At 71.7% G+C, this 24,574-nt stretch carries 25 protein-coding genes and 1 pseudogene; 11 read left to right on the top strand and 15 right to left on the bottom strand.

Annotated elements, in window-relative coordinates:
• Positions 1–174 precede the first annotated feature (174 nt).
• A complete protein-coding gene (locus ACIP67_RS07620; RefSeq protein WP_401688842.1) occupies positions 175–1,392 on the top strand; it encodes an esterase/lipase family protein in 1,218 nt (405 codons plus the stop codon).
• Positions 1,393–1,419: 27 nt separating this feature from the next.
• Here the strand turns inward: ACIP67_RS07620 and ACIP67_RS07615 are convergent, their stop codons facing one another.
• Positions 1,420–1,767, bottom strand: a complete 348-nt coding sequence (locus ACIP67_RS07615) for a hypothetical protein (RefSeq protein ID WP_401688839.1) — start codon at positions 1,765–1,767, stop codon at positions 1,420–1,422.
• A 288-nt stretch (positions 1,768–2,055) separates the two neighbouring features.
• Between ACIP67_RS07615 and ACIP67_RS07610 the strand changes: the two genes are divergently transcribed.
• Positions 2,056–2,880, top strand: a complete 825-nt coding sequence (locus ACIP67_RS07610; RefSeq protein WP_401688836.1) for a Scr1 family TA system antitoxin-like transcriptional regulator — start codon at positions 2,056–2,058, stop codon at positions 2,878–2,880.
• The gene (locus ACIP67_RS07605; protein WP_401688833.1) at positions 2,867–3,091 is read left to right on the top strand and encodes a DUF397 domain-containing protein; all 225 of its coding nucleotides are present in this window, start codon (positions 2,867–2,869) and stop codon (positions 3,089–3,091) included. The genes ACIP67_RS07610 and ACIP67_RS07605 overlap by 14 nt, the downstream gene beginning before the upstream one ends.
• On the opposite strand, the gene ACIP67_RS07600 is transcribed toward ACIP67_RS07605, so the two are convergent.
• Positions 3,081–3,911, bottom strand: coding sequence for a hypothetical protein (locus ACIP67_RS07600; RefSeq protein ID WP_401688830.1), 831 nt, complete (start codon positions 3,909–3,911; stop codon positions 3,081–3,083). The genes ACIP67_RS07605 and ACIP67_RS07600 overlap by 11 nt on opposite strands.
• 672 nt (positions 3,912–4,583) lie before the next feature.
• Between ACIP67_RS07600 and ACIP67_RS07595 the strand changes: the two genes are divergently transcribed.
• The gene (locus ACIP67_RS07595) at positions 4,584–5,852 is read left to right on the top strand and encodes a DUF3500 domain-containing protein (RefSeq protein WP_401688828.1); all 1,269 of its coding nucleotides are present in this window, start codon (positions 4,584–4,586) and stop codon (positions 5,850–5,852) included.
• 283 nt (positions 5,853–6,135) lie between these two features.
• Here the strand turns inward: ACIP67_RS07595 and ACIP67_RS07590 are convergent, their stop codons facing one another.
• A complete protein-coding gene (locus ACIP67_RS07590; protein ID WP_401688825.1) occupies positions 6,136–7,557 on the bottom strand; it encodes an alpha/beta hydrolase-fold protein in 1,422 nt (473 codons plus the stop codon).
• Here ACIP67_RS07590 and ACIP67_RS07585 point away from each other — a divergent pair.
• Positions 7,535–7,873 carry a hypothetical protein gene (locus ACIP67_RS07585; protein ID WP_401688824.1) on the top strand — a complete coding sequence of 113 codons (339 nt, stop codon included), beginning with the start codon at positions 7,535–7,537 and terminating at the stop codon, positions 7,871–7,873. The two genes, ACIP67_RS07590 and ACIP67_RS07585, sit on opposite strands and share 23 nt — an antisense overlap.
• 2 nt (positions 7,874–7,875) lie before the next feature.
• Positions 7,876–8,538 (top strand): O-methyltransferase, encoded by a 663-nt coding sequence (locus ACIP67_RS07580; protein ID WP_401688821.1) that lies wholly within the window; start codon positions 7,876–7,878, stop codon positions 8,536–8,538.
• Between the two features lie 21 nt (positions 8,539–8,559).
• Here the strand turns inward: ACIP67_RS07580 and ACIP67_RS07575 are convergent, their stop codons facing one another.
• The 8 genes and pseudogenes from ACIP67_RS07575 to ACIP67_RS07540 all read right to left on the bottom strand — a co-directional run bounded on the left by ACIP67_RS07575 (position 8,560) and on the right by ACIP67_RS07540 (position 14,494).
• A complete protein-coding gene (locus ACIP67_RS07575; protein ID WP_401688818.1) occupies positions 8,560–8,997 on the bottom strand; it encodes a hypothetical protein in 438 nt (145 codons plus the stop codon).
• A gap of 81 nt (positions 8,998–9,078) precedes the next feature.
• Entirely contained in the window at positions 9,079–9,546 is a 468-nt protein-coding gene (locus tag ACIP67_RS07570) for an AAA family ATPase (RefSeq protein WP_401688815.1), read from the bottom strand.
• Between the two features lie 25 nt (positions 9,547–9,571).
• Entirely contained in the window at positions 9,572–9,964 is a 393-nt protein-coding gene (locus ACIP67_RS07565; protein WP_401688813.1) for an AAA family ATPase, read from the bottom strand.
• 199 nt (positions 9,965–10,163) lie between these two features.
• Positions 10,164–10,295, bottom strand: a pseudogene (locus ACIP67_RS07560) (sugar phosphate isomerase/epimerase); the annotation flags it as partial.
• 345 nt (positions 10,296–10,640) lie between these two features.
• Complete coding sequence (locus tag ACIP67_RS07555; RefSeq protein ID WP_401688810.1) at positions 10,641–11,000, bottom strand: hypothetical protein; 360 nt, start codon at positions 10,998–11,000, stop codon at positions 10,641–10,643.
• Positions 11,001–11,358: 358 nt separating this feature from the next.
• Entirely contained in the window at positions 11,359–12,159 is an 801-nt protein-coding gene (locus ACIP67_RS07550) for a sugar phosphate isomerase/epimerase family protein (RefSeq protein WP_401689274.1), read from the bottom strand.
• Positions 12,160–12,194: 35 nt separating this feature from the next.
• A complete protein-coding gene (locus ACIP67_RS07545; protein ID WP_401688807.1) occupies positions 12,195–13,346 on the bottom strand; it encodes a dihydrodipicolinate synthase family protein in 1,152 nt (383 codons plus the stop codon).
• Positions 13,343–14,494: a Gfo/Idh/MocA family protein gene (locus ACIP67_RS07540; RefSeq protein ID WP_401688804.1), complete on the bottom strand. Its 1,152-nt coding sequence runs from the start codon at positions 14,492–14,494 to the stop codon at positions 13,343–13,345. Before ACIP67_RS07540 ends, ACIP67_RS07545 begins: the two co-directional genes overlap by 4 nt.
• 309 nt (positions 14,495–14,803) lie before the next feature.
• On the opposite strand from ACIP67_RS07540, the gene ACIP67_RS07535 reads away from it, so the two are divergent.
• From ACIP67_RS07535 to ACIP67_RS07520, 4 genes are all read left to right on the top strand, one after another.
• The gene (locus tag ACIP67_RS07535) at positions 14,804–15,850 is read left to right on the top strand and encodes a LacI family DNA-binding transcriptional regulator (RefSeq protein WP_401688801.1); all 1,047 of its coding nucleotides are present in this window, start codon (positions 14,804–14,806) and stop codon (positions 15,848–15,850) included.
• 197 nt (positions 15,851–16,047) lie between these two features.
• Positions 16,048–16,644, top strand: coding sequence for a dihydrofolate reductase family protein (locus tag ACIP67_RS07530; RefSeq protein ID WP_401688798.1), 597 nt, complete (start codon positions 16,048–16,050; stop codon positions 16,642–16,644).
• Positions 16,645–16,674: 30 nt separating this feature from the next.
• Entirely contained in the window at positions 16,675–17,475 is an 801-nt protein-coding gene (locus ACIP67_RS07525; RefSeq protein WP_401688795.1) for a sugar phosphate isomerase/epimerase family protein, read from the top strand.
• A gap of 172 nt (positions 17,476–17,647) precedes the next feature.
• The gene (locus tag ACIP67_RS07520) at positions 17,648–18,991 is read left to right on the top strand and encodes an MFS transporter (protein ID WP_401688792.1); all 1,344 of its coding nucleotides are present in this window, start codon (positions 17,648–17,650) and stop codon (positions 18,989–18,991) included.
• 337 nt (positions 18,992–19,328) lie between these two features.
• Here the strand turns inward: ACIP67_RS07520 and ACIP67_RS07515 are convergent, their stop codons facing one another.
• From ACIP67_RS07515 to ACIP67_RS07500, 4 genes are all read right to left on the bottom strand, one after another.
• The gene (locus tag ACIP67_RS07515) at positions 19,329–19,931 is read right to left on the bottom strand and encodes an RBBP9/YdeN family alpha/beta hydrolase (protein ID WP_401688790.1); all 603 of its coding nucleotides are present in this window, start codon (positions 19,929–19,931) and stop codon (positions 19,329–19,331) included.
• A gap of 381 nt (positions 19,932–20,312) precedes the next feature.
• A complete protein-coding gene (locus tag ACIP67_RS07510) occupies positions 20,313–20,942 on the bottom strand; it encodes a GNAT family N-acetyltransferase (RefSeq protein ID WP_401688787.1) in 630 nt (209 codons plus the stop codon).
• On the bottom strand, positions 20,939–22,180 hold the full coding sequence (aroA, locus tag ACIP67_RS07505) for a 3-phosphoshikimate 1-carboxyvinyltransferase (protein WP_401688785.1): 1,242 nt from the start codon (positions 22,178–22,180) through the stop codon (positions 20,939–20,941). Before aroA ends, ACIP67_RS07510 begins: the two co-directional genes overlap by 4 nt.
• A 274-nt stretch (positions 22,181–22,454) precedes the next feature.
• Entirely contained in the window at positions 22,455–23,540 is a 1,086-nt protein-coding gene (locus ACIP67_RS07500; protein ID WP_401688782.1) for an EamA family transporter, read from the bottom strand.
• Between the two features lie 88 nt (positions 23,541–23,628).
• Here ACIP67_RS07500 and ACIP67_RS07495 point away from each other — a divergent pair, with 88 nt between their 5' ends.
• Entirely contained in the window at positions 23,629–24,543 is a 915-nt protein-coding gene (locus ACIP67_RS07495) for a LysR family transcriptional regulator (protein ID WP_401688779.1), read from the top strand.
• Positions 24,544–24,574: the final 31 nt, after the last annotated feature.

The raw sequence follows: 24,574 nt of genomic DNA, 5'->3' as shown, positions 1-24,574 counted from the left end.
TCGGAACCCCCTGTGATCCCCCCGGATCCCCCTCCAAGAGTCCCGACGCCCTGTACGACACGCGGGGGCCGGGAAGGGTTGCACGGCTTCAGGAAATTTCCCGACGGGCGATATGCCCGATATATGACTCATGATGTGGTCGTCCCCTCCCCCTCCCCCCCGAGGAGTACGACCATGTCCGAGACGACCGAGCGCGAGATCGGCCCGTTCAGCATCGGCGATCCGCTCGCCACGCCCTCCCAGCCGATCGACGTCCCCGATCACGACGTGTGGGACCAGGGCATCGACAAGGGCTTCGCCTGGGTCTTCTACGCCGGTGACGATCGCCGCCTCACCCGGCCGGTGATCATCGCCGACGGCTTCAACCACGGCAGGAGCGAACTCGACAAGCTCTACCAGTTCCTGGACGGCGAGGACTATCCCTTCCTCACCGCACTCCGCCGCAGCGGCCGGGACGTGATCCTGCTCGGCTTCGACGACCGCACCGCGTCCATCCTGGAGAACTCGAAGGCGGCCGAGGCCACCATCCGCAAGGCCATCGACTGCCGCGACGGAAACGAGCGGCTGGTCGTCGGCGGCTTCAGCATGGGCGGCCTCATCACCCGCTACACGCTCGCCAGGATGGAGACCGACTTCCACGAGGACGAGCACCAGACGGGCGTGTACTTCTCGTTCGACACCCCGCACCGGGGCGCCACCATCCCCATGGGCGTCCAGGCGTTCTCGTACCTGCTGTACCCGTTCGGCGAGCACGCGTTCGCGCTCCAGATGAACAGCCCGGCCGCGCGGGAAATGCTCTGGCGGCACTACGACAACGCCACGGGCAAGATCGACGTGGCCCCGGAGCGCAAGGCGCTGCTGGACGAGCTCGACCGGGTCGGCAACTGGCCGCAGATCCCCCGGCGGATCGGTGTGGCCAACGGCCGGGCCGACGGCGTCGGACTGCCCTCCGTCAAACCCGGTGACGTCGCGCTGCGGCTGCTGACGCTCTTCGGCGGCACCACCTTCTACATCCAGGCCCAGGGCGACGCGACGTCCGCCGTCCTGCACCGTCTCGTCCCGCCGGTCGAGAAGACGATCACGACCGAGGACTTCCCGGAGCTGGACGGCGCTCCGGGCGGCACCCTCCCGACGTACGGGATCCTCGACGAGGCGATCAGGGAGAAGAACGGCCGGACGGAGCTGCACCACCCGGAGATCTGTTTCGTGCCCTCGGTCAGCGCGGTCGACATCGGCGACTTCGAGAACCAGCAGGACCTGTACGCGCGGGTCGACGAACTGAACCCGTCCGACAGCGGGCTGCACGCGTTCCTCTGTTCGCCGACCACGACGGCGCACACCCTCCCGACCGAGGAGCTGTGCACCTGGCTGATGAGGGAGTTCGACGCCTGACCCCCCGCGGCAACGCCGTCCGCCCGCTCACCCCGGGCGGCCGGCGTCTCCCGGGCCGGCGCACTCCCCGCCGCCTCGCACCTCCGCCTCCGGGGCCGCGCCGCCCGCCCCCAGCCGTGCTCCCCGGCTCTCCGCGACCCGCCTGACGTCCCGCAGGGACTCCGTGAGCCGACGGACGAGATACGTCAGTTCGCCGCTGGACACCCCGCGCTCCGCCAGGAGCGCGTCGGCGTGGCGGAGGAGCTCGTCGGCCATGCGGAGCTGGATGCCCTCGATCTCGTCGGCGAGGCGCGAGACACGGCCCGTGCCGTCGCCGACGACGTAGCAGGGTTTGCCTTCGGGGGTAGGCCAGGGCAGCAGCCGTGCGTCCTTCACTCTCCGCCCCCGTCATGGGGGAGGAACAGGGAGCCGACCCCCACTCCTAGCGCCCTGGGCGGTGGGCCCGGAGGGCAGGCGGGCGGGGCGGTCGCCACCCGGCGGCGCCTGGATCGCAGGGCGAGGAACATCCGGAACGGCCTGAGCGACCTGGCGAACACGGACACATCGACCTACTTCCTTTCGGTTGCGCTCTGTCGCGAATCCCTCACAGAGTGCGGTCGTCCGCCGCTACGCTTCCAGTGCCTGAGGATTGACAGCACGCACGTCAAGTTGGAGGTCGGCAGGATGACGAAGCCTCGAACGCCGCGCACGCAGCGGGAGAAGTACGGCGAGGAACTGAGGTTGCGGCGGACCACCGCGGGCCTCACCCAGGAGGAACTCGGCGACCAGGTCGTGTGCTCGCCCACACTGATCAGTCACTACGAGGCGGGCAGACGGCTCCCGAAGCCTGATGACGCGCAGCGGATCGACCGGGCACTCAAGACCGACGGGTTCTTCGCCCGCTGGTTGGAGGATTTGGAGTCGAAGTACAACGATTACTTCGCAGCCGTGGCCGAGTTGGAGCAACAGGCCACGCTGATCCAGCAGTTCGCGCTTTCGCTGGTTCCCGGTGTGTTCCAGACCCCCAGCTACGCGCGTGCCCTGTTCCGCGCGTACCGGCCGAACCACACGGCGGAGGAACTTGACGAAGCCGTTGTCATCCGAACAGAGCGTGCCCGGATCCTCGACGGGCCATTGAAGCCGGTCATCTGGACACTGCTTGACGAGGCCGTGCTGCGGCGCCGCATCGGTGGCCCGCAGGTCATGGCCGAACAGCTGCACAAGATCGCCGACATGGCCGAGGCCGGACGGCTGCGGCTACATGTGCTTCCGTACGGTGTAGGGGCGCACGCGCTCCTGGAGAGCTACCTCACACTCATGAGCTTCGAGGACTCCGCCCCCGTGGCCTACGTCGAAGGCTTCCTGACCGGCCACTTGATGGACGACCCGGCGCTGGTGGCCGCCAGTCAGACGGCCTACGCTCTTGCCCTGAGCGACGCGTTGTCGCACCAGGAGTCAGTGGCCCTCGTCAGGGCGGCAGCGGAGGAACACGTACATGGTCAGCAGTGAGCACACCGTCTCCGACTCGTCCACGCTCACCGGCTGGTACAAGTCCAGCTACAGCGGCGGTAGTCAGGGCGACTGCCTCGAAGTTGCCCATGGCCACCACGGCGTGCCCGTCCGCGACAGCAAGGCACCCAGTGGTCCGGTGCTCGTCTTCTCGGCGGGCGGCTGGGCCGCGTTCGTCAGGGCCGTGCGGGACGGGCGGGTCAGTAGCTGAGCCCCCGGAAGTACAGAAACGCGGAGCGCAGTTCGGCATCGAGGAGGAGGTCGAGGACCTCCTCCTCCCCCGCGAACAGGTCGTCGGCCGCCGGATGGCCGGACTGGTGGAACATGGCGACCAGTACATCGACGAGGGGGCGGTTCCAGGAGACCTGGACGATCTCCGTCGCCTTGTCGCGTTGCCCCTTGTCCATGGCTATGCGCCACAGCTCGATGGAGTGCCTGGCCGTCGCGTGGGCGTCCCTGCGTCCCTTGACCAGGACCGCTCTCGCGTTGAGGCCGAACACCTCGATACAGGCCCGTCCCCGGTCGGTCAGGCCCCGGTACGTTCCGAGCGGGAGCACCAGCCGTAGGTGGTCCAAGGGGTCCTCGGCTGTCGGGTCCACGAGCAGAGGGCTGCCGTCGGCTGCGGTGGGGAAGAGGTTCCGCTTCTGGTTGCTGTTGCAGAACGAGCAGGCGAGCAGATGGTTGAGCCAGTCGAAGGTACGCAGCGGAGCGAGGCTCTTCGGCTCGAAGTGGTCGATGTCGGTGCCCTGGCCGTCACCGCAGTACATGCAGCGTTCGCGGCCGGGAGCCATCTCCGCGAGCCCCGCGACGAGTGCGGGACGGACCTGCCGGCGATTCGCCCAGAGTTCCTTCGCCCTGTCCTTGCGTTCCTTCTCCGTGGCCTGCTGCCGGATGTCGTCGGTGTAGCCCCTCAGCAGCTCCGTCGTGACCGGCGACAGTGAGCCTTTTCCGACCTGACGGGTGGTTGGGTCGGCGCCCCGGTGGAGGGCATGAGGAAAGCTCCTGGTAGACGGGTTCACGACCAAGATCACCAGTCCGCCAGGAGCTCCTGTGCTTGTCTACCCGTCTGCCATCGATCTGTCCAGCCGCACCCTGCAGCGTCTTGCCGACACGTCGCGCAGTGCGGACACACTGCTCGTGAGTGCCGTCCGGCAAGCTTGAAGCCAGGGCCGCAGGACGCCGCCGCTTTGTACCGCAGCGCGAAGCTTCGTCGGCCTGCTCCAGCAGCTCAAAGGTGTCATCCACCCCTGCGCACCAGGGACTTTTCAGGGTCTTCCAGCGCTGCCTGAGGGACTTCCGAGGGACTTTTCGCCGTCTAACACAGCAAGCCCCCGAAAGACCGGAAAGGACCTCCGACGCAGGTCAGAGGCCCTTTCCCAGGCAAAGCCGCAGGTGGCGGCAGACGAGTCGGGCTGTACGCCGGGTACTGTCCGCCCCGGTCAAGGACATCGCTCGGAACTGCCAGCTCCTCGAACGCACGCCGCGGTCAAGGCTGTCTGACACCTGATCCATAGGTCCCGCAGGTACTTTCGCCCGGGCGAGAGCACATGATCGCCTCCTGTCGTGAGGCCGGAGGACAGCAGCAGAGGGAGCACCCCGTGACTGAGCCACACACCGAGCCCGCGGACCGTGAGGGTATGGATACGCACGGACACCGTCGTCGCAAGGCCGGTTCACCTGGTTTCGCGTCGCGTCGCCGGTTCATGCGGCACGCGTTCGCGACGGCGGGAGTCGCCGCGTTCGGCACGATGGTCGCCGTGTCCCGAGCGGGCGCGTCGCAGGAGGTGTCATCGACCGATTCGACGGCCTCTCCGTCGGCCACGGCGTCGGGTGTCCCCTCGGGTGCCCCGAGCGGCGGGACCGGCGGCATGGGCGGCGGCATGGGGGTCAAGGACGAGTTCGTGGGCGTGACCACGGACGGCACCGTGATCGAGGACCTCTACAGCATCCACCGGACCGGCGTGTCCACCAGCGAGAGCGTGGCCGCGGCCAAGGCATGGCTCGCCTCCCTCACGGACACTCAGCGCGAGGCCGTGACTTTCCCCGTCCAGGTCACCGACTACACCCAGGACCAGTGGCGGCTGTGGACCAACGTGGACGGTGACCGCGACGCGGGCCTGAGCCTACAGGACATGACGAAGGCCCAGCGCCTCAAGGCGCTGGCGATCCTGAAGGCGGGCATGAGCGCCCGCGGGCTGAAGAACGCCGACACGGTCCGTCATCTCAACCTCTACGGCGGACAGCTGGTCGATCTCACCGACCAGTTCAACGACGAGCTGTACTGGCTCACCATCATGGGCACCCCGTCGGCCACGGAGCCGTGGGGCTGGCAGTTCGAGGGCCACCACCTGGTCATCAACTACTTCGTCCTCGGCGACCAGGTCGTCATGACCCCGACCTTCATGGGGACCGAGCCACGCGTCGCCAACTACGGCATCGACAGCGAGTACGAGGGCACGAAGAGCTTCGAGGACGAACTCGCCGCCGGCTACGACCTGCTGCGCTCACTGAGCGCGGGCCAGCAAGCGGTCGCGGTCACCACGAGCGCCACCAGCGACCGGGACCTGACGGCCGGCGCGTACTCGGACAACGCGGTCATGCCGTACGAGGGCATCGCGGCCACCGAGCTGAACCCCGCGCAACTGGCGAAGCTGTGGAAGATCGTCGAGCTGTTCGTCGGGAACGTCGACGAAGGCCACGCCAGGATCAAGATGGCCGAGATCAAGAAGCACAAGGACGACACCCACTTCTCCTGGCACGGCGCCACCACCGACGACACGCCGATGTACTACCGCATCCACAGCCCCGTCGTGCTCATCGAACTCGACTCCCAGGACCTCGGGCCCATCGGCAAGGCGGCGGGATGGGAGGCCGGGATGACGCAGCGGCACATCCACGCGGTCATCCGCACACCCAACGGCAACGACTACGGCAAGGATCTCCTCGCCCTGCACCTGGCCCTCGACCACTGACGAGAGCGGCCGAACGGTCCAGCGGCACACGCGCGACGGCAGGGCCTCCTGGCAGTTCGGGGTGCGACTTCCATCCCGAACGGTTCCCGGAGGCCCTGCCGTCGTTGTCGTACGGGCCCGAGCCCGCCCGTTTCAGCTCATCCGCCCTGTCGTGCGATCGCCTAGCGGACGTGTGCAGCGGCTGCCGCTGTACGGACCGGCAGCCGCTGCACACGCGAAGGAGTTGTTTGTACGGCGCGCTCGGGGTCCTCCGCAGCAGCCTCCCCGGCACGAACAGCGCGGTCTACCGGGACTGGCGCATGATCCAGTCCCGGATGCCCGGGATGGTATAGGCGATGTGCCAGGTTCCCATGTGAGCGCTGGTACCGGAGCCAGAGGTCACGGTAGTGCCGGCCTGGAAGCTGGCATAGTTGACCGGAGCCTTCTGCTTCTCCAGGCTGCGGACGTCCGTGGCGAACTGAGCGGCGGTGGACTGACCGTCCCACACCGCGGTGCCGACCTTCGTGCCCGCATCCTTGATGACCTTGGTGATGGCGTTCTCACCGGAGTACGACTTGTCGTCGTCCTGGGAGACGACGATCCACAGCTTCTTGTCGGCCAGCGGCGCGGCGACGTCCGAGGGCCACTGGCCGGCGACGACGAAAGCCGCCGCGAACACGTCCGGGTACTTGATGTTCAGCCCCAGCGACATCATCGCGCCCATCGACTGGCCGGTCGCGTAGCGCCGGTTCTCGTCGATGCTGTACTTCTGCGTCACCGCCTCGACGAGGTGAACGGTGGCGTCGAACAGGGTCGACGGCTCATAGTTGTCATCGACCACGACCGAGCCGTACTCGGGCGCCAGGACGAAGGACTCGTGCTTCGCCTGGTCCTCCTCGCTCGCCCAGCACACCGCACCGAGCCCCTGGACCAGCGCGCCCTCCGTGGCGACGTTGACGACGCTGGCGTCATGCATGAACAGCACCAACGGGTACTGCTTGCGGGGGTCGTAGTTCCTGGGGACGAACAGGTTGTACTTCAGGGTCTGACCGGTGGCGGGGTCGTCGAACGTGAACTGCTGGAAGTCGTCGACGATCAGGTTCACGACCTTGCTGGTGGTCAGCGTGGTGCCGTCGGCCGTGTACCGGCCACCGCGCGCGGTGGTGACCGTACCCTTCTGGACCAGCGTCGCCTTCGCCGCGACGATGGTGCCGCCCGGCGTGCTGTCACCGACCGACGGCCCGCCCCCCCCAGGTGACTCGCCCGTGCCGCTCGACGCACTGGCCGAAGGACTGGGACTGCTCGACGCCGAGGCGGAGGCGGAGGCGGAGGCGCTTGCTCCGCCCCCCGACCCCTGCTGCGTCACCCACAGGGCCGCCGCTTCGTCGTCGGCCGACAACTCGACCATGACGTAGCGTCCGTCCCGGCCCCGCTCCGCGAGCTCGGCCGCCGTGTTCGCGTACACCTTCGTAACGGTCCGGTCCGTTACGGCGAAGGTCGACGTCGTCAGGGACGAGGTGTCGATGTCCTGGTCGTACTCGACCGCGACGGCGATCAGCTTCTGACCGTCGCCGAAGACCTCGGTGATGGCGGTGGCGCTTTGGACGGGTGCGGTCGACGAGCGCGTGCCGTCCGGCTCGGCGGCCGAACTGTAGGCCGCCGTGCCCAGCACCGCCACGGCTCCGGCCGTAGCGGATCCGGCGATGAACGTCCGCCTGGCAACCAATGCAGACTCCTTCGTTGGTACGAGGTGCCACCACGGCGGCACCGCGATGGTCCGCTTGCAGGAAGAACCGGACGCGATCACCGACCGGAGCCTTCCAAGGCCCTTTCACCACGGCAGGAACACTCCGGCCGTCCGGCTTCCCAGCGGCAGCCTCGACATTACGAACGTAACGTTTGTGAGAGCTGTGAGCGATTGGGCGGGTGACGGCCAACTCTTCCTCCAGCGCGAGCGCTTCGTCGCCTGCCACTGCCCGAACCCAGGGCGGCGATATATCGTGATACTACTGATCGTGTCGGAGTCTCTTATGGAGGAGTGAGAATGCCAACCGAGCCAGCCACCAGCCCGTTGCAGGATCCCCAGGTCCAAGCGGTACTCGACCGTCTCCACAGCCAGCGCCGCCGCCCGCCCGGCGCAGGCCCCGGCAGCGGCCCTGTCGCCCGCGACCCACACGACTACGCCGACATCGGCTTCTCGATCCACCCGGCTCAGGGAGACCTCATCTACCTGCTCTGCCGGGCGATCGGCGCGACGAGGGCCGTGGAGTTCGCCACCTCACTCGGCGTGTCCACGCTCTACTTCGCCGCCGCGGTCCGGGACAACGGCGGCGGGACGGTGATCGGCTCCGAGATCGTCCCGGAGAAGGCCGCCACCGCCCGGCGCAACCTGACCGACGCCGGCCTGGCCGACTTCGTCGACCTGCGCGTCGGGGACGCCCGCGAGACACTCCGCGATCTGGGCGGCCCGGTCGACTTCGCACTCATCGACGGCTGGCCGGTCAGCTCAGGCCCCACGCTGGCTCGCCAGGTCGTTGAGCTGATCGCACCGCAACTGAGGACAGGCGCGATGATGATGAACGACAACGCCGAGCCCGACTACCTCGACTACATCCGAGACCCGGCGAACGGCTTCCGGTCCGTCTCCCTGCCTCTCAAGGGCTCGACCGAGCTGTCGGTGAAGGTGGGCGCACCCACTGCTTCCTGAAGGACGGTGGGTCGGTGTCCTTCAGGTGGGCGACACCGAGGCCGCCGAGGGGCTGGCCGTCGAGGCGGTCGCGGGGGACCTGGCCGGGCTGCCGGTGAACGGGCGGAACCTGACCGTGCGGTTACGGGTCCGGCCGTTCTTCTGTGACCGCGGCCGGTGTCCGATGCGGACGTTCGTCGAGCAGGTCGCCTGCTCAGCGAGCGGTACCGCCGCTCCAGCCTCGGACTGAAGCAGTGGCAGCATGCGGTTGCGGTCGAACCGGGTGGCCGTCCCGGGCAACGGCTGCGGTTGAAGGCGGGCCGGTCGCGGCTGCTGGGCCTGCTCCCGGAGCCGGCCGTGCCCGAGCAGGCGCCGCGCGTGCCCGGTGTCGACGATTTCGCCTTCCGCAACGGGAAGCGGTACGGCACCTTGCTGGTCGACGTCGAATCCGGCCGTGTTCCTCTTCGGCTTTCGTGCCATCGGCGATCTCCTCCGCGATCCGGTGGAGGTGCGCGTTCATCTCGTCCAGACGGGCCGACGGCGAGCTGGCGAGCCGCTCCTTCAGTTCCCGGTAGCGGGCGAGCGACTCGGCGGACGCGGCGCCGTCGTGTCTCTCCGCCTCCAGCTCCACGAACTCGGCCCGCGTCTGCTCGGCCCGCTCGGAATAGGGGGTGTCGAGACCGAACAGGTCGGAGAGAACCGCGTCGTCGCCCAGATGTAGGGGCTGTGCGTGGTGACGATGAACTGGATGTGTGGGAAGTGAGCGGTCAGCCACGGACCGATACGGCGCTGCCAGGACACGTGCAGGTGCGCGTCGATCTCGTCGATGATGACGACGCCAGGGACGAGGCGGAGCAGTGTGTTCTCGCCCAGGGCGGTGAACGGCGTGTCTCCGAAGGTGTGGTGGATCTGCTTCAGGATGTCGACGACCAGCGCAGCGACGGTTCTGAAACCGTCGCTCATCTCCCGCAACGGGAAGCGTTGCCCGTCGCGGGTGACCCACAGGCCCTCGGAAACGACGTCCTCCACGCGATATCCGTCCGGGAGCAGTCCGTCACCGAGGACTGCCAACGCAGCGTTCTTGAGTTCCTCGGCGCCCTGCCTCGGCCCATGGCCCTCTCTGCGCCGGACTGGCGCTCGCCGCCTTGGCGCTGTGCCTGATCTCCTCCAGCGCAGGCTGGGCGGCCTTGCGGCTCGCGACTCCCTCCGCCGGTGCCGTCCACTTCAGCCCTGCCCGGAACGTGTTCAGAGTCCGGCCTGAGGCAGTGAACCCGTCGAAGTGCTGGTGCCTGACGATCTCGGCCACCACAGTGCCCGAATCCGCCCCTCGGGCGATCCAGTTCTCGAATCCCTGAACAAGACCGCGTGCGGCCACCGGCCCGCTCAGCGCGAGTGCCAACGCCCGCAGCAACGTCGTCTTTCCTGAGCCGTTCCGCCCGGCGAGCACCGTCCACCCGGCATGACTGCCGTCGGGGCGGGTCAGAGTCAGGTCGACCTGACGGGTCCGTGGAAGGACTTGATGTCCTGCACCGTGATCCGGCTGACGTGCATGCGTGTCGACATCCGTTCGCTCGGGTATCGCGACCGATCCTACGGCCGACGGTGTGCCCGGCCGGTGCGGCCTCAGGGCCGGGCACACCCCCGTGTCATCCGCGCGTGTGGGCGACGAACCGCTCGGCCGTCTCGGCCGGCGCCTCCCGTCCGTCCCGGGCCCACAGCCCCTCGTTGAACAGCTCGACCTCGATCGCGCCCGAGTAGCCGGCCGCCTGCGCCCGCCCGGGCGATCTGCTCGGGGGCCCGGTCCGTCGACCGGGCCCCCTCGGGCTCTCCCCCTCCGTGCCGGGACCCCCGTGATCCCCCCGGATCCCCCTCCAAAAGTCCCGACACCCAGTAAGACTCGCGCCGGGCCGGAGGGGTTGTACGGTCTCGCGGATTTCTTTCCCACACCCCGACGGGTGTGCCGCGCGGCCCCGATGCTGGAGAATCACCGCAGGTGACAGGGGTCATCGGGCCCGCTGTCGCGCCCCGAGGACGCCTGCCCCACCCCGGATCGGACGGGGTGGGGCAGGTTCACTCCGAGATGCGCGCCGACATCAACGCCGGGTCGGCGTCGGCTCGTTCGTTCAGCGGACGGTGACGGAGACCGCCTTGGACGCGGTCTTGCCGTTCACGACGCGCAGGGTCTGCACGCCCTTCTTCGTGAACTTGTCGGTGAGCTTGTAGGCGCTCTTGCTGACCGTGGCGGTCTTGGCCACGGCGACCCACTTGGTGCCCTGCTTGGTCTGGAGGGTGACCTTGCTGCCGTCCTTCAGGCCGGTGGTCTTGCCGGAGAGGGTGACGGCCTGGCCGACCTTGACCTGGGGGGCGCTCGCCTGGAGCGTGATGGTGGGGGTGGCGGCCTTCGGGGCGGCCACGGCGGCGCCGGCGCCCGCGGCGACCAGCGCGGCGGACACCACGGAGACGGTGGCGAGACGTGCGTTCATAGCAAACTCCTTGGATTTCATCTGTTTCCCGAGAGGGATTCGATGACCATCCATCAAATCCCTCTCTCAGCTTCCTCTCATGGCAGAGCAAGCCGAATCCATGCAATTCCGAGCGCGCGTCTCGGCCTTGCGGTGGACTCGATCCTACAGACACGACCAGCGGAGATGCGGTTCCCAGCAGTCCGCAGAAACTCAAATGGACAGCGAAATCACAGGTAAGTTTCCCTTTACACGCACCCTGATCTGCGGCCATAAAGAAAACCTGTGTAAAGACGACTCTCACCTTTGGATCCGGACATGGAACCGCCCCGCCCGGACAGTGCTTCCCGGGCGGGGCGGAACGAACGTACGGACCGGACTACGACGCGGTGTGCCGGGCGAACCTCTCCGCCGTCTCGGCGAGGACCTCTCGTCCGTCCCGGGCCCACAGGGCGTCGTTGAAGAGTTCCACCTCGATCGCGCCCGTGTAGCCCGCCGCCTCCACGTACGCCTTCCACTCGCGCATGTCGATCGCGCCGTCGCCGATCTGGCCGCGGCCGTTGAGGACGCCCTCCGGGAGGGGGGTGGTCCAGTCGGCGAGCTGGAAGGTGTGGATGCGGCCGCCGGCGCCCGCCCGCGCGATCTGCCCGGGAGCGGCGTCGTCCCACCAGATGTGGTACGTGTCCACGGTCACGCCGACCTGGTGCGCGGGGAAGCGTTCCGCGAGGTCCAGGGCCTGGGCGAGGGTGGAGACCACACAGCGGTCGGAGGCGAACATGGGGTGGAGGGGCTCGATGGCGAGCTTCACTCCGTGGTCCTCCGCGTAGGGGCCCAGCTCGGCCAGGGCGTCGGCGATGCGTTCGCGGGCGGCGCCCAGGTCCTTGGAGCCGGCGGGCAGGCCGCCGGAGACCAGGACGAGGGTGTCCGTGCCGAGGGTGGCGGCCTCGTCGACGGCACGGCGGTTGTCGGCGAGGGCCGCGGCGCGTTCGCCGGGGTCGATCGCCGTGAGGAAGCCGCCGCGGCACAGCGTCGTCACCGTCAGGCCCGCGTCGCGGACCAGTTTGGCGGTCTCCTCCACGCCGAACGCCTGCACCGGCTCGCGCCACAGGCCGACGTTGCCGACGCCCAGGTCGCGGCAGGCGTCGACCAGTTCGGGCAGGGACAGCTGCTTCACCGTCATCTGGTTGATGGAGAAGCGGGACAGGTCCGGGTCGCTCACTGGGTCACTCCGTACAGGGCGAGCAGGGTCTTCATCCGCTCCTCGGCCAGCTTGGGGTCGGGGAACAGGCCCAGGCCGTCGGCGAGTTCGTAGGCGCGGGCGAAGTGCGGGAGGGAGCGGGCCGACTGGAGGCCGCCGACCATCGTGAAGTGGCTCTGGTGGCCCGCCAGCCAGGCCAGGAACACCACGCCCGTCTTGTAGAAGCGGGTCGGGGCCTGGAAGAGGTGGCGGGAGAGCTCGACGGTGGGGTCCAGCAACTCCCGGAAGCCGGCCGTGTTCCCCGTGTCGAGGACGCGGACCGCTTCGGCCGCCAGGGGGCCCAGCGGGTCGAAGATGCCGAGCAGGGCGTGGCTGAAGCCCTTGTCGTCGCCCGCGATCAGCTCGGGGTAGTTGAAGTCGTCGCCGGTGTAGCAGCGGACCCCGTCGGGCAGCCTGCGGCGCAGGTCGATCTCGCGCTGCGCGTCCAGGAGGGAGACCTTGATGCCGTCGACCTTGTCCGGGTGCGCGGCGATGACCTCCAGGAAGGTGTCGGTGGCCACGTCGAGGTCGCTCGACCCCCAGTAGCCCTCCAGGGCCGGGTCGAACATGGGGCCGAGCCAGTGCAGGACGACCGGCTCGGAGGCCTGGCGCAGGAGGTGGCCGTAGACGTCGAGGTAGTCCTCGGGGCCGTTCGCCGTCGCGGCCAGCGCGCGGGAGGCCATGAGGATCGCCTGGGCACCCGACGCCTCGACGAGGGCGAGCTGCTCCTCGTAGGCGGCGCGGACCTCGGCCAGGGTGCCGGAGGCGATCTGGTCGGTGCCCACGCCGCAGGCGATGCGGCCGCCGACGGCCTTCGCCTCGGCGGCGCTGCGGCGGATCAGCTCGGCCGCGCCCGCCCAGTCCAGGCCCATGCCGCGCTGGGCGGTGTCCATCGCCTCGGCGACGCCGAGGCCGTGGGACCACAGGTGGCGGCGGAAGGCGAGGGTGGCGTCCCAGTCGACGGCGGCCGGCGAGTCGGGGGTCGTGTCCGCGAAGGGGTCGGCGACGACGTGGGCCGCCGAGAAGACCGTGCGGGAGGTGAAGGGGGCGCCCGTGGTGAGGGCGAGGGGCTCGGTACGGGGCTCGTACGTGCGCAGGGCCCCCGTGGCGTCGGGGAGTCGGACGGTCACAGCGCGATCTCCGGGACGTCGAGGCGGCGGCCCTCGGCGGAGGACTTCAGGCCCAGCTCGGCGAGCTGGACGCCCCGGGCGCCGGCCAGCAGGTCCCAGTGGTAGGGGGCGCCGGCGTAGACGTGCTTGAGGAACAGCTCCCACTGGGCCTTGAAGCCGTTGTCGAACTCGCCGTTGTCGGGGACCTCCTGCCACTGGTCCCGGAAGACCTCGGTGGCGGGGATGTCCGGGTTCCAGACCGGCTTGGGGGTGGCGCTGCGGTGCTGGACGCGGCAGTTGCGCAGGCCGGCGACGGCGGAGCCCTCGGTGCCGTCCACCTGGAACTCGACGAGCTCGTCGCGGTTGACGCGCACGGCCCAGGAGGAGTTGATCTGGGCGATCGCGCCGCCCTCCAGCTCGAAGACGCCGTAGGCGGCGTCGTCGGCGGTGGCGTCGTAGGGCTTGCCGTTCTCGTCCCAGCGCTGCGGGACGTGGGTGGCGGTGAGGGCCTGGACGGACGTCACGCGGCCGAACAGCTCGTGCAGGACGTACTCCCAGTGCGGGAACATGTCGACGACGATGCCGCCGCCGTCCTCCGCGCGGTAGTTCCAGGAGGGGCGCTGGGCGGCCTGCCAGTCGCCCTCGAAGACCCAGTAGCCGAACTCGCCGCGGATCGAGAGGATCCGGCCGAAGAAGCCGCCGTCGATGAGCCGCTTCAGCTTGAGCAGGCCCGGCAGGAACAGCTTGTCCTGGACGACGCCGTGCTTGATGCCGGCCGCGTCCGCCAGCCGGGCGAGCTCCAGGGCTCCGTCCAGGCCGGTCGCGGTGGGCTTCTCGGTGTAGATGTGCTTGCCGGCCGCGATCGCCTTCTTGATCGCCTCCTCGCGGGCGGAGGTCACCTGGGCGTCGAAGTAGATGTCGATCGTCTCGTCGGCGAGGACCGCGTCCAGGTCCGTCGAGACGTGCTCCAGGCCGTGCCGTTCGGCGAGCGCCCGCAGCGCGTGCTCGCGGCGGCCGACCAGGACCGGCTCCGGCCACAGCACGGTGCCGTCGCCGAGGTCGAGGCCGCCCTGTTCGCGGATGGCCAGGAGGGAGCGGACCAGGTGCTGGCGGTAGCCCATGCGCCCGGTCACGCCGTTCATGGCGATACGCACCGTCTTGCGTGTCACGTCGGTCCCTTCGTAGGCGTCGTACGCAGCGTTCGTGGGCGCTCGTACGCGGTTGTGCGCGCCGCGTCCGCCTCAGCACTGATCAGCGTCACAGCAAGCGCTTTCTATCTCCTGAGAAGCTAGCCTCTGAGCAGCGGTCCGGACAAGACCGTGTCCATCCCGAGTTGTTCGAGGAAGCGAACGGCGGGCGTCCACGGCCTTAAGGTCTGCTCGACACGCCGCGTCCTGCTCGGAACCGTGGCCGCGGCCGGCCTGTCTACCAGGACGTACGACGACGTACGACGAGATGTGCGACCGGAGGACGACGAGATGACGGTGACCCTGGCGGACGTGGCGGCCCGAGCGCAGGTCTCCCCCGCGACGGTGTCGCGCGTACTGAACGGCAACTACCCCGTGGCCGCGTCCACCCGCGAGCGGGTGCTGCGGGCGGTGGACGAACTGGACTACGTGCTCAACGGCCCCGCCAGCGCGCTGGCCGCGGCCACGTCCGACCTGGTCGGCATCCTGGTCAACGACATCGCCGACCCCTTCTTCGGGATCATGGCGAGCGCGATCCAGTCGGAGATCGGGGGACCGGGCGGCAGAGCCGGCGGCGAACGGCTCGCGGTGGTGTGCAACACCGGGGGCTCGCCGGAGCGGGAGCTGACGTACCTGACCCTGTTGCAGCGGCAGCGGGCCGCGGCCGTCGTCCTCACCGGCGGTGCCGTGGAGGACGAGCCGCACGTGACGGCGGTGGCGGCGAAGCTGCGCAGACTGGAGGAGGCGGGCACCCGGGTGGTGCTGTGCGGGCGCCCGCCCGCGCCCGACACCGGGGCGATCGCGCTGACCTTCGACAACCGGGGCGGCGGACGGGAGCTGACCGAGCATCTGCTCGGGCTCGGGCACCGCCGGCTCGGCTACATCGCCGGCCCCGAGGAGCGGACCACCACCCGGCACCGGCTGGAGGGCCACCGCGCGGCACTGGCGGCCGCCGGCATCGAGGAGGACCCGCGCTGGACCGTCCACGGCCGCTACGACCGGCAGGCCGGCTACGAGGCGACCCTCGAACTGCTGCGCCGGGACCCGTCCCTGACGGCGGTCGTCGCGGCGAACGACTCCGTCGCGCTGGGCGCCTGCGCGGCGCTGCGGGAATCGGGGCTGCGCATCCCGGAGGACGTCTCCGTGGCCGGTTTCGACGACCTCCCCTTCAGCATCGACGCGGTGCCCGCCCTCACGACGGTACGGCTGCCACTGGCGGAGGCGGGGGCACGGGCCGGGCGCATCGCCATGGGGCGGGAGGAACCGCCGCCCGGCGGGATCGCCACGGCCCGGGGGGAGTTGATGGTGCGGGGGTCTTCCGGGGGGCCTCGGGAGTAGGGGGCTCGGGAGTAGGGGGCTCGGGAGTAGGGGGCTCGGGAGTAGGGGGCTCGGGAGTAGGGGGCTCGGGAGTAGGGGGCTCGGGAGCCGGGTGCGGGGGAGCGATGAGTTTTCGGGGGCGGCGCGGTCTCCATGGCGTCATCGCGGGTCCCACCGGAGCGGCGGGACCGGACCGGACCGGACAGGAAGTGATCGCCATGCGCGTCGTGGTCAGCTCGTTCATCAGTCTCGACGGGGTCGTGCAGGCGCCCGGCGGACCGCAGGAGGACACCGACGGAGGGTTCGCGCACGGGGGCTGGACGCACCCGTACTTCGACGACGAGGTCGTCGGCGGGGCCTTCGACGGGGCGTTGCGGAAGGCCGCCGCGCTGCTGTTCGGGCGGCGGACGTGGCAGACGATGGCGGGGGCGTGGCCGGAGCGGGCGGGGGATCCGTTCGCCGACCGGATGAACTCGATCCGCAAGTACGTGGTGTCGGGGACGCTCACCGAGTCGGACCTCACCTGGGAGAACACCGTGCTCGTGCCCGGCGGGGAGGCCGTCGGGCGGACCCGTGCGCTGCGGGACTCCGAGGGCGGGGACCTGCTGGTCATGGGCAGTCCGAGTCTGGTGCGGACGCTGCTCGGCGAGGGCCTCGTCGACGAACTCGTGCTGATGCGGATGCCCGTGCTGCTCGGCGGCGGCAAGTCGATCTTCCCGGCGGACGGCGGCAGGCGGCCGTTCGAGCTCGTGTCCACGGTCGCCGCGAAGACCGGCGCCGAGGTCTGCGTGTACCGCGCCGCCGAAGAGGGGTGAGGAGGTGGGCGGCGAGTAGGGTCGCCGAGTATGAAGCTCGCGTTCTCCACCCTCGGTGTTCCCGGTCTGCCGCTCCCCGACGTGCTGCGGCTCGCGTCCGCGCACGGCTATCACGGCGTCGAGCTGCGCGCCCACCCGGAGGAGCCGGTGCATGCCGGCCTGTCCCCGGCGCAACGGGCCGACGCCGCCGCCCTGTTCGAGGCGGCCGGCGTGGAGGTCCTGGGGCTGGCCGGGTACGCGCGCGTGGCCGCGCCCGGCGAGGACGGGCCGGTGATCGAGGAGGTGCGCGAGCTCGTCGCCCTCGCCCACGACCTCGGCGCGCCCTACGTCCGCGTCTTCCCGGGCGCCGCCCCGGAGCAGTCCCCCGACGAGGCGGACGCCGTCGCCGCACGGCGCCTGGGCACCATCGCCGAGTACGCCGCCGAGCTCGGCGTCCGCGTCCTGCTGGAGACCCACGACTCCCATCGCACCGGCGCCGCCGCGACACGCGTCCTCGGTCTCGTCGGGCACCGGCAGACCGGTGCGCTCTGGGACGTGATGCACACCTGGCTCGGCGGCGAGCAGCCGCTCGACACATACGCGGCGCTCGCCCCGTACCTCGGATACGTGCAGGTCAAGGACATCGCCTCGGCCGAGGACACCACCCCGCTGGCCCTGGGCGCGGGGGTGCTGCCGCTCGCCGAGTGCGTGGAGGTGCTCACCCGCCACGGGTGGGACGGGTGGCTGTGCTGGGAGTACGAGAAGCGGTGGTACGAGGCCGCCGCGCCGTTGGAGGGGCTGCTGGACGCCGGACGCGAACACCTCCGGCGGCTGCTGAACGAGTCGGCCTGAGCACGGACCGGGCGCGGCCGGGCTGCGGAGCCGGCCGGCCGTAAACGGCTGGCGGGTCGGGCGGGGTGCGGGTTAGCGTCCGCGCCGTGAAGCGACCCGCCGCGCCCTCCGTGCCGTTCCCGCCCGCCGGGCCCTGCGCCCCTTCCGCGCGACCCGCCGCGTCCCCGGCGTCATGAGTCTCGGCCGGACCCTCCTCGACGTCCGTCCGATCCGTGCCTCCCCCGTCTTCCGGCGGCTGCTGATCGGGCGGACGGTGTCCACGCTCGGCGGCTTCATGACCATGGTCACCGTCATGTACCAGGTGTGGGAGACGACCCACAGCGCGGTCTGGAGCGGCGCCGTCGGTCTGGCGCAGGCGGTGCCGATGATCGGCTTCGGGCTGTTCGCCGGGGCGTGGGCCGACCGGGCCGACCGGCGCCGCGTCTACCTGCTGGCCACCGTCGGGCAGGCGGTGTGCTCGCTGCTGCTGGCGGTGCAGGGCTTCACCGGGCACGTCCCGGTGGCCGGTGTGCTGGGGCTGGTCGCGGTGCAGTCGTCGTTCGGGGCGATCGGCGCGCCGGCGGCGGGGGTCTTCGTGCCGCGGCTGCTGCCCGCGGACCAGGTGGCCGCCGGTCTGGCCCTGAACCAGGTCACCGGCCAGGCGATGATGCTGCTCGGCCCGGCCGTCGCCGGGGTGGTGCTGGGCTGGTGGGGCATCGGCGTCTGCTACCTGCTGGACGCCCTGAGCTTCGGCCTGTCCTTCTACGGCGCCTTCGGGCTGCCCGCGCTGCCGCCCGAGGGCGAGCGGTCCCGGGCCGGACTGCACGGCGTCCTGGACGGCCTGCGGTTCCTGACCGGGCACCGGGTGGTGCGGGGCGCGCTGCTCACCGACCTGGCCGCGACCGTGCTGGCGATGCCGGCCGGCCTCTTCCCCCTGGTGAACGCCGAACGCTTCGGCGGTGACCCGCACACGCTGGGCCTGTTCCTGTCGGCGCTCGCGGTGGGCGGGGTGGCCGCGACCGCGTTCTCCGGGCCGGTCACCCGGCTCGCCCGTCCGGGGCCGGTGATGCTGTGCGCCTCCGGCACGTGGGGTGCGGCCCTCGCCCTGTTCGGTGTGACGACGAACGCGTGGGCGGGCCTCGGGATGCTGGTCCTGGCCGGTGCGGCGGACGCGGTGGCCGTCCTGTCCCGGACGACGATCGTCCAGACCCGCACCCCGGACGCGCTGCTGGGCCGGGTGACGGCGGCCGAGACGATCGTCGGCCAGGCGGGACCGCACCTGGGCAACCTGCGCGCCGGCCTCGTGGCCGGCCGGACCTCGGGCGCGACCGCCCTGGTGACGGGCGGCCTGCTGTGCCTGCTGGCGGTGGCGGGGGTGGCGGCGACGACGCCGGAGCTGCGGGGCGGCCGGGGAGCGCGGGTGAGCGCTCCGGCGCCAGGGGCGCCAGGGGAGCCGGGGGAGCCGGGGGAGCCGGGGGAGCCGGGGGAGCCGGGGGAGCCGGGGGAGCCGGGGGCGGAGGAGACGTCGGCGGCCTAGGCGGTGCGGCTCCGACCGCGAAGGGCCCGCGCGCGCCTCGCCGTTGGGCCCCTGGCCGTTGGGCCCCTCGCCGTCGCGCCCCTGGCCGTTGGGCCCCTCGCCGTCGCGCCCCTGGCCGTTGGGCCCCTCGCCGTCGCGCCCCTGGCCGTTGGGCCCCTCGCCGTTGTGCCCCTGGCCGTTGGGCCCCTCGCCGTCGCGCCCCTGGCCGTTGGGCCCCTGGCCGTTGGGCCCCTCGCCGTGGTGCTCCTCGCCGTGGTGCTCCTCGCCGTCGCGCCCCGCGGCGGCCGCGCGGTCGCCCGCCGCCCCGACGCCGCCCGACGCCGCCCGGGGGGCTCGCCTACGCCTCCTGCTCGCGCGTCCTGAACTTCGTGTCCTCGTCCAGGCACCACTCCAGCACCGCCGGCCAGGAACCGTACCCGGCGTCCAGGTCGAGGTGGGCGGCGCCGGGCAGCAGTTCCGCGGTCAGGCCGAGGAGGTCGCCGTAGGCGGACTGGGCGCCTTCCGGGCAGTACGGGTCGTCGTCGCCGGCGACCAGGCGGGGCGGGGTGGGGAGGGTGAGGGCGTCGAGCGGGGGGAGGACGAACCCGGCGACCTCCGGATGACGGGCGAGGACGGAGGCGGACGGGGGCGCCACCAGCAGGACGCGGTCGACGGCGTCGGTTCCCGGCAGACCGCGGGCCACGGCGTGCAGCCAGAGCACGGCCGAGAGGCTGTGGCCGATCACGACCCGTTCGCCCCGGGCATCGAGTCCGCCGAGGTGCCGGGCCAGGCTGTCCAGCCAGACCTCCAGGACGGGGTCGTCCGCGTCGGGCAGCTGCGGATAGGTGACGGCGTGGCCGTGTTCGGTCAGCCGGTCGGCGAGCCAGTGCTGCCAGTGGTCCCGGGGGCGGTGGTTCTGCCAGCCGTGGAGGACGAGGTAGGAGCGCGCGGTCACGGTCATGGGAGGCATGATTCCCAGCACCTGCGGCCGAGGTCCAGCCGGTCTCCGCACGGGGGTGTTCGACCACCACGGGACACCGCGGTCGGAATGAGCGGGAGGCGACTGCCGTAGGCCGGCCGTGACCGGGTCCCGGGCCGGCCACACCGGCCGTACCGCCTACCCGTCGGGCTTCCCCGGCCGGGCCTCCCCGTCCGGACCTGCCCGTCCGGACCACCCCGTCGGGCCTCCCCGTCCGGACCTGCCCGTCCGGACCACCCCGTCGGGCCTCCCCGTCCGGGCCACTCCGTGGCCGGACCTCCCGGGCGGGCCTCCCATCCCGCCGCTGATCGCGGCGGGAACGGGGAGGGCGCCGTCCTCTCCCGGAACCGGAACCGGGGCCGGTCAGGGCCGGGAGCGGAACCGCGCCACCCGCTCCTCCAGCAGCGCCCGCCGTTCGGGCCACTCCCGGGCGGTGAGGGAGAAGATCGCGGAGTCGCGGAGCAGGCCGTCCTCGCCCGGCGCCCAGGAGCGGGACCAGTTGCGCAGGACGCCCTCGAAGTGGGCGCCCACGCTCGCGATGGCCGCGCGGGAGCGGCTGTTGCGGGCGTCCGTCTTCAAATCCACCCGGGACACGCCCCACTCCTCGAAGGCGTGGCGGAAGAGGAGCAGCTTGGCCTCGGCGTTCACACCGGTGCCCTGGGCGGAGCCCGCGAGCCAGGTGAAGCCGACCTCGACGGCGTCCAGCCGGTCCTCGCTCAGCAGGAAACGCGGGTCCAGGTACGCCGTGGCGCCCACGACCCGCCCCGAGGCGAGGGAGATCTGCGCGTAGGGCGCGACGCGTCCGGTGGCGGCGCGGGCGAGCTGGGCGTCGACGTAGTCGCCGACCTCGCCGGCCCTCGGCACCCAGGTGTACGCGTACGTCCCCCGGTTCTCCTCCGCCGCCACCGCCAGTTCGGCCGCGTGCCGGTGCTCCAGCGGCTCCAGACGCACCAGCGCGCCCTCGAGGACCGGCCCCTCCGGCATGGAACTCATCCGGCAATGTCCTTCCGCAGCTGCGCGAACGCCTCGTGGAAACCGGGGAACGTCTTGCGGACGCACCCCGGGTCGTCGAACGAGACACCGGGCGCGCGCAGGCCGGTGACCGCGAAGGACATCACGATGCGGTGGTCGCCGTAGGTCTTGATCTCCGCGCCGGGTGCGACCGGGCCGGGCTGGATCTCGATCCAGTCGGGGCCCGTGGTCACGTCCACGCCCAGCCGCCGGAGGTTCTCCGCGCAGGCGTCCAGGCGGTCGCACTCCTTCACACGCGTGTTGGCCACGTCCTCGATCCGGACGGGCCCGGACGCGAAGGGGGCGATCGCGGCCAGGGTCGGCATGGTGTCGGAGATGTCCCGCATGGCGACGGTGAGGCCGTTCAGCCGGCCGGTGCCCTTCACCGTCGTGCGGTCGGCCCCGACGGTGACCTGCGCGCCCATCCGCCGCAGGACGTCCACGAAGCCCAGGTCGCCCTGGAGGGCTCCCTCGCCGAGGCCGGGCACGGTGACCTCGCCGCCCGGCGTCACGGCGGCCGCCGCGAAGAAGTAGCTCGCGGTCGAGGCGTCCGGCTCGACGGCGTACGTCGTCGCGCGGTACCCGCCCGGCGGTACGACGAAGACGTCCCCCTCGCGGGCGACCTCCACGCCGAACGCCCGCATCATCGCGATCGTGATCTCGACGTACGGCGCCGAGACCAGGTCGGTGACCTCGATGCGCAGGCCGGTGCGGGTCAGCGGGCCGAGCAGGAGCAGGGCGGTCAGGTACTGGGAGGACTGGCCGGCGTCCAGGACGACGTCCCCGCCCTCCACCCCGGCCGCCGTGACGGTCAGCGGGTGGTGGCCCTCCGCCTCCTCGTGCCGCACGTCGACGCCCAGGTCGCGCAGGGCACGGGTGAGCGGCAGCAGGGGGCGGCGGCGCATCTGGGGGGAGGCGTCGAAGCGGTAGGTGCCGTGGCCGGCGGCGGCGAGGGTGGGCAGGAAACGGGCGGTGGTGGCGCCGTCACGGCAGTAGACGTCGGCCTCCGCGACCGCCGGCCCCTCGGGGCGGCCGTCGATCCGCCAGGCGTCCGGGGCGCGTCCCACGCGGTAGCCGAGCCGGGTCAGGCCCTCGGCGAAGCCCTCCGTGTCGTCGGAGCGCAGGGGCCGCTGGAGGGTGGTGACGCCGTCGGCCGCCGCCGCGAGGAACAGGGCACGGGCGGTGATGGACTTGGAACCGGGAATGTCGACGAGGGCCATGCCCGCCATGATCCCGCGCCCGCGCCGCGCCATGCGGGCGCGTCCACGGGGTGGACGACGTGTCCGGCGCCCGGCCCGGGTGGGGAGCGGGCCGGTCGCGGGCCGGTCGCGGGCCCGTCGCGGGCCCGTCGCGGGCTGGTCGCGGGCCCGTCGCGGGCCGGTCGCGGGCCGGTCGCGGGCCGGTCTCGGGCCCCTCACCGCCACCCCGTTGCCGTCACCGCCGCCCCGTTGCCGTCACCGCCGCCCCGTTGCCGTCACCGCCGCCCCGCTGCCGTCACCGCCGCCCCGCTGCCGTCCGCGCGGCGCCCGCCACCGGCGCCCCTGCCCCGTCAGCCCCCACCGGACCGTCGGCCCCGGCCGGCCGGTCGCCTCCGGTACCCCCGGCCGGCTCCGCCCCTCCGGCTGTCTCTGCCCCTCCGGGTTCCTGCGCCCCTCCGGGTTCCTGCGCCCCTCCGGGTTCCTGCGCCCCTCCGGGTTCCTGCGCCCCTCCGGCGCCACCGCCCCGCCCGGCCGGCGCCAGGGACGTCAGCGCCACGCCGCCCACCAGCAGCGTCGCCGCGCACCAGCGCAGGCCGGTCACCGGCTCGTGGAGGAACAGGGCGGCCGAGGACATGCCGAAAACGGGGACGAGGAGGGAGAAGGGGGCCACGGTCGAGGCCGGGTGGCGGTGGAGCAGCCAGCCCCAGGCGCCGAAGCCGAAGACGGTCGTGATCCAGGCGACGTAGACGACCGTGCCGGCGCCCTGCCAGTCCAGGGCGCGCAGCGCGGCCAGGTCCCGGGAGGGGCCCTCCGTCAGGAGGGAGAGGGCCAGGAGCGGCAGGACCGGGACCGTGCTGACCCAGACCATGAAGTTCAGGGCGTCGGGCGGGGACGCCTTGCGGGTGAGGACGTTCGACGCGCCCCAGCAGACCGCCGCCGCCACGACCAGCGCGAACGCGCCGAGCGGTCCCGATGCGCCCTCGTCCACGGCGGCCACGCCGATACCGGCCAGGGCCACGGCCATGCCCAGCAGCCGCAGCCGGGTGGGCCGTTCGCCGAGGACGGCGGCGGCGATGCCGGCCGTGAACACCGCCTGGATCTGGAGGACCAGCGAGGACAGTCCCGCCGGCATCCCCGCGTCCATCCCCACGAAGAGCAGCCCGAACTTGGCCACGCCGAGGGCCAGCCCCACCGCCACGATCCACTTCCACGCCACCTTCGGCCGGCCCACGAGGAACACCGCGGGCACGGCGGCGGCCAGGAAACGCAGCGCCGAGAAGAGCAGCGGCGGGAAGTGGGCGAGGCCGATCTCGATGACGGTGAAGTTCACGCCCCAGACGGCGGCGACGAGGACGGCGAGGGCGAGGTGAGCGGGTCGCATGCGTCGAGCGTCACCCACCCGGACCGTGAAGCACCAGCGATGATTGCTGCAAGGTGGGATGAAGCAACGCTTATTCCAGGAGGCTCCCGTGCTCGATCTCCAACGGCTGCGCGCCCTGCACGCCGTATCCGTCCACGGCACCGTCGGCGCCGCGGCCGTGGCGCTCGGCTACACCCCGTCGGCCGTCTCGCAGCAGATCGCCAAGCTGGAGCGGGAGACCCGCACGGTGCTGCTCGAACGGGAGGGGCGCGGCGTCCGGCTGACCGACGAGGCCCTGCAACTCGTGACGACGGCGCGGGAGGTGCTGGCGATCGTCGAGCGGGCCGAGACCGAGCTGGAGGAGCGGCGGGGCGTGCCGACCGGGCGGCTGACCGTGGCCGCGTTCCCCTCGGCGGCGCGCGGGCTGCTGCCGTCCGTCCTCGCCGACCTCGCCCGCCGGCACCCCGCCCTGGACGCCCGGCTCAGCGAGGTCGACCCGCACCTGTCGGTGGACCTCGTCGCCAAGGGCGTCGTGGACCTGGCCGTGGCGCACGACTGGGACATCGCCCCGCTGCCCGCCCCGGCGGGCGTCGAGCAGGCGGTGATCGGGGACGACCTGTGCGACCTGATCGTCCCCGAGGACCATCCCTTCGCCGGACGGTCGGCCGTACGGCGGGAGGAGCTGGGCGGCGAGCGGTGGATCTGCCAGCCGCCGGGCCGGGTCTGCCACGACTGGCTGGTACGCACCCTGCGCGCGGCCGGGCACGAACCGGACTTGGTCCACCAGGCCGACGAGAACCCGACCCTGGTCGCCCTGGTCGCCGCCGGCCTCGGTGTCGCTCTCGTCCCCCGGCTCGGACGCGGCCCGCTGCCGCGCGGCGCCGTCGAGGTGCCGCTCGACCCGATGCCCGTACGGCGGCTGTACGCACTGTGGCGCGCCGGCGCGGCAAGGCGGCCGGCGATCGCGGAGACGGTCCGGGTGCTCCAGGAGCGGTGGCCGGGGGTGTCGGCGCACGGGCAGTGAGTCCGAGGCCGTGGACCCGAAGCGGTGAATG

This window comes from Streptomyces sp. NPDC088812, assembly GCF_044750285.1.
Classification (GTDB): domain Bacteria; phylum Actinomycetota; class Actinomycetes; order Streptomycetales; family Streptomycetaceae; genus Streptomyces.
The sequence above is the reverse complement of the archived record's forward strand: the minus strand, read 5'-3'. Positions and strand labels throughout refer to the sequence as shown.

Excerpts from the sequence above, each read along its gene's own strand:
- ACIP67_RS07620 (WP_401688842.1), top strand. The coding sequence starts at position 175 with ATGTCCGAGACGACCGAGCGCGAGATCGGCCCGTTCAGCATCGGCGAT.
- ACIP67_RS07610 (WP_401688836.1), top strand. The coding sequence starts at position 2,056 with ATGACGAAGCCTCGAACGCCGCGCACGCAGCGGGAGAAGTACGGCGAG.
- ACIP67_RS07605 (WP_401688833.1), top strand. The coding sequence starts at position 2,867 with ATGGTCAGCAGTGAGCACACCGTCTCCGACTCGTCCACGCTCACCGGC.
- ACIP67_RS07595 (WP_401688828.1), top strand. The coding sequence starts at position 4,584 with ATGCGGCACGCGTTCGCGACGGCGGGAGTCGCCGCGTTCGGCACGATG.
- ACIP67_RS07585 (WP_401688824.1), top strand. The coding sequence starts at position 7,535 with ATGAACGTCCGCCTGGCAACCAATGCAGACTCCTTCGTTGGTACGAGG.
- ACIP67_RS07580 (WP_401688821.1), top strand. The coding sequence starts at position 7,876 with ATGCCAACCGAGCCAGCCACCAGCCCGTTGCAGGATCCCCAGGTCCAA.
- ACIP67_RS07575 (WP_401688818.1), bottom strand. The coding sequence starts at position 8,997 with ATGGCACGAAAGCCGAAGAGGAACACGGCCGGATTCGACGTCGACCAG.
- ACIP67_RS07555 (WP_401688810.1), bottom strand. The coding sequence starts at position 11,000 with ATGAACGCACGTCTCGCCACCGTCTCCGTGGTGTCCGCCGCGCTGGTC.
- ACIP67_RS07550 (WP_401689274.1), bottom strand. The coding sequence starts at position 12,159 with ATGACGGTGAAGCAGCTGTCCCTGCCCGAACTGGTCGACGCCTGCCGC.
- ACIP67_RS07535 (WP_401688801.1), top strand. The coding sequence starts at position 14,804 with ATGACGGTGACCCTGGCGGACGTGGCGGCCCGAGCGCAGGTCTCCCCC.
- ACIP67_RS07530 (WP_401688798.1), top strand. The coding sequence starts at position 16,048 with ATGCGCGTCGTGGTCAGCTCGTTCATCAGTCTCGACGGGGTCGTGCAG.
- ACIP67_RS07525 (WP_401688795.1), top strand. The coding sequence starts at position 16,675 with ATGAAGCTCGCGTTCTCCACCCTCGGTGTTCCCGGTCTGCCGCTCCCC.
- ACIP67_RS07520 (WP_401688792.1), top strand. The coding sequence starts at position 17,648 with ATGAGTCTCGGCCGGACCCTCCTCGACGTCCGTCCGATCCGTGCCTCC.
- ACIP67_RS07515 (WP_401688790.1), bottom strand. The coding sequence starts at position 19,931 with ATGACCGTGACCGCGCGCTCCTACCTCGTCCTCCACGGCTGGCAGAAC.
- ACIP67_RS07510 (WP_401688787.1), bottom strand. The coding sequence starts at position 20,942 with ATGAGTTCCATGCCGGAGGGGCCGGTCCTCGAGGGCGCGCTGGTGCGT.
- aroA (WP_401688785.1), bottom strand. The coding sequence starts at position 22,180 with ATGGCCCTCGTCGACATTCCCGGTTCCAAGTCCATCACCGCCCGTGCC.
- ACIP67_RS07500 (WP_401688782.1), bottom strand. The coding sequence starts at position 23,540 with ATGCGACCCGCTCACCTCGCCCTCGCCGTCCTCGTCGCCGCCGTCTGG.